The following is a 3,478-nucleotide window of genomic DNA, read 5'->3' on the forward strand; positions in this document are numbered from 1 at the left end:
CATTTCTTATGCCAACAAATTTATTATGCAAAGTGACTTAAACTAAATCACAGCTACAAAAGTAATTATAAAAAGATTTATCTCCATCACTTTGCATAATATTTTCATCAGAAAGACTTTAAAAAATCCATTAACTTTTCATTTCCTTGCCACATAGGTTTAGTATCCACCTCCTGAACAACTTTAATATAAGCTTTTTCTATAGCCTCCCGTTTCACTTTTGAGTCCGCTCTTGCATAAATTTCTGTAGTTTGCACATTCACGTGCCCCAAAATATCTCTAATATAAACTAAGTTAACCCCAGCTTGTAACAGATGCATTGCCTTACTATGCCTAAGACTATGACAGCTTATTTTCCCCTTCATTAACGTGGGATGAAGTAGCTTTGCCTTTTTGATGTATCTATCCAGTATATTCGCCACCCCTGCTCTTGTCAGCTTTTCGCCCCAACAGTTTGTAAATAGCGGATGTTGTAGACATTCTGATCTCAACAATCCATTCTCTTTCATATATATTTTCAGTATATCCAACTGTTCTTCAAGCATTGGTACAACTCTATTTTTATTCCCTTTTCCCGTGATTATTACAGTATATGGTTCATCTAATCGAACACATTGCGGAGTTAGGCTTATTACTTCTGACACTCTACACGCTGTATCATACATAAGTGACAATAACGCCAGATCCCTACGACCTTTAGGTTTGGTCGTATCTGGTTGTTGCAGAAGAATCTTCATCTCTTCTACCGTTAGATAGTTCATAATAGGCTTGACACTCTTTTTATTATTTATAGCCATTATTTCTTGATATTCGTATAGATGGTCTGAACTCTGATATTGGAGGTACTTAAAAAATGATTGTATGGCAGCAAGGCGAAGATTACGTGTTGATGTACAGCAACTTCTTTTTGTTTCCAACCAATCAAGGAAGGACAAGATATTCTCTTTTGTTATACTTTCCATTGTCAGTTTTTCAGCTTTTACACCTTTACTTTCCATGTATACCAGATATAAGGTAAATGTGTCCCTGTATGAATGGATCGTATTAGTACTTGCTCCTCTTTCATGGGGCAAATACCGGAGAAGGAAGTCTGTTAGATATTTTGAAAAATTTGTAGGTTTCATAAATGTCACATTTTAGGGAAAATATCAAAACCAATGATATCTATTTTTCTAATTAATTCGGGATACATCTCTGACGTAAGCCGAACATAGTTATTCGTCGCCCGCAAAGATTGATGTCCAAGGTAAGTTGATAGGATCGGCAAAGAACAATATAAATCCATACCTTCTTCAGCCATTTTAGCAAGAGAGTGAACGGCAAATGTATGTCTCAAGTCATGCAGACGTATGCGGTCTTTGGGAATGTTTGCTTGAATGAGTATTTTGCAAAATCGACGATATATGCTATCCCTGTCACAAGCCCTTCCTTTAAGTGTGATAAAAAAGGGAGTAGTATCTGATATCTTTACGGGTAATCTGTTTCTATGTACAACATAATCTTTAAGAACCTCTGCTAAAGAAGTGGAAAATGGGACAATCCTGTCTTTGCCGTTTTTTGTATCTCGTAAAATGAAGTATTCTTCCTCAAGATTAATATCTTCATTGAGCAGAGACAAGGCTTCACCTATGCGTATTCCTGTTCCGTATAACATGCGAAGCAGTGAAGGCATTATAAAAAAAGAGGATCTCATATCATTATTTCCACTTTGCATATTATCACATGTCGTAAAAATTCGTTCTATCTCTTTTGATGAAAAGATATGAGGGATAAAGGTATTTCTCAATGACGGGGTTCTTGGTATATATGAGCGGATTCCTTTTTTGTTAAGAAACGAAGAGAAAGCACCTAAAATATAGCACCTACGATAATGGTAACTATTGGATTCATTGTCACGTTCCTTGCACCATGCATCTGACAACTCCTTGGTAATACCTATTGCAGTCTCATTTCTTTCAATAGTAAATCTATCAAATAAAGTCAGGACAAACTCTCCCCCAATATACTTAAATCCCATACTGCGCTTCAAGCTCACAAACTCTCTTATCAATGAGGCGTAAATGCCTTTAAAATTTCTATTCATAAAAATAGCCTCCTTTCTGGGTATAAAAGTTTTCACATACAGGTGATACATCAAGGGAGCATTTTTTCAGTGATTGGATATCTATTCTTAGATAATAACTTGTTGATTCCGTGTTCTCATGCCCTAAAACTTCGCTTATAACAGGGAGCTTTACCTGCTCTTCTAAAAGAAGTGTCGCTAAGGAATGTCGAAGGGCATGTGCGCCATGATGCTTGTTCTTTATATTTACGTTGGCTTTAAGAAAATATTTCTTGGCTATCTGGGATATGACCGGTTGGTTTATGTGAGTATAGGGAGAACGTGCCAAGAGAAATATATATGATGACTGGGACTTTGGACGTCCATACCGTAGATATTCAATAATAGCATTGCCTATTTCCGGTAGAAGTGGCAGTTCTAATTCCTTATTTGTTTTATGCTGGATTAAACGTATGGCATTATCCTCCCACAATATATTTTCAAACTTTAAATTTGCTATATCAGAAGCCCTCAAACCAAGCATTGTGGCTAATAGAATAATTGAGTAATTACGTTTTCCTGTAGTCGTACTTCTATCCACAGAAGACACTATCTTTTTTATTTCTTCAGAAGTGTAAGCTGACGGTAGCTTAGGCTGTTTCTTATAATTATCTTTTGGAATAAATGCCGCTAAATCCATATCTATAATTTTGTGTTCATATAGATATCGGAAAAAGTTACGTAGAATATGGATGGATATACTTGCTACAGATTTATATTTAGTACCAATGGTATTAAGATATTTAATGATGTGGGTAATCTCAACTTGTTCTATGGAGGCTACTTTTGCAGATGTTAGAAAATCAAGGAAACGATGGAATATTTGTTTGTGATTGTAGATAGTGTGTCCGGACAAGCGTTCTTGACTTCGAGATAATATATATTGCATCATCAAACTGCCAATCTCTCCTTTCAATTCTACCGGAACTTTTCTTGGAATAACTTGGCCTGTAATGAGGTAATTTTTCAGGAGTAAGATAGCGGATAAAAATTTCTTGTCACCAGATTTTAATGAAGTTAAATCTTTAGAACCATAAAGAGAAGATAAAAAATCATCGCAGACTTTAGGGGTGAGGGAATGCAAATCATTGTTCTCCATGAACTGCCTTAATTGATTCCATTTCCATGCATAGCCTTCCAATGTACTATCTGTACGAGAAAAATCCTCTTTTAAGATTTTCAGCATAGAGGATGTGACTGCTTCAAAAGTTGTTGAGTGATCATTCATACGTCATTAATTTAAGTTGTGGCAATATCACCGCACTTAAATTAATGAAATTCTTATGTAAAGAAATAAATGATTATATTTTTATAATTACTTTTGTAGCTGCGATTTAGTTTAAGTCACTTTGCATAATAAATTTGTTGGCATAAGAA

Annotated in this window: 3 protein-coding genes; all 3 read right to left on the reverse strand. The window is 35.3% G+C overall.

What is annotated here, in order from left to right; all coding sequences use genetic code 11:
- Positions 1–107: 107 nt before the first annotated feature.
- Genes DWY57_RS20530 through DWY57_RS20540 form a run of 3 tightly spaced genes read right to left on the reverse strand, consistent with a single transcriptional unit; the run spans position 108 to position 3,329 of the window.
- Entirely contained in the window at positions 108–1,124 is a 1,017-nt protein-coding gene (locus tag DWY57_RS20530) for a site-specific integrase (RefSeq protein WP_008024684.1), read from the reverse strand.
- A gap of 5 nt (positions 1,125–1,129) precedes the next feature.
- On the reverse strand, positions 1,130–2,083 hold the full coding sequence (locus tag DWY57_RS20535; RefSeq protein WP_229091420.1) for a tyrosine-type recombinase/integrase: 954 nt from the start codon (positions 2,081–2,083) through the stop codon (positions 1,130–1,132).
- Positions 2,076–3,329: a site-specific integrase gene (locus DWY57_RS20540; protein WP_008024682.1), complete on the reverse strand. Its 1,254-nt coding sequence runs from the start codon at positions 3,327–3,329 to the stop codon at positions 2,076–2,078. The genes DWY57_RS20535 and DWY57_RS20540 overlap by 8 nt, the downstream gene beginning before the upstream one ends.
- Between the last annotated feature and the right edge of the window lie 149 nt (positions 3,330–3,478).

It is taken from the genome of Bacteroides sp. AF25-5LB, from assembly GCF_003602965.1.
In the GTDB taxonomy this organism is placed as follows: Bacteria; Bacteroidota; Bacteroidia; order Bacteroidales; family Bacteroidaceae; genus Bacteroides; species Bacteroides uniformis.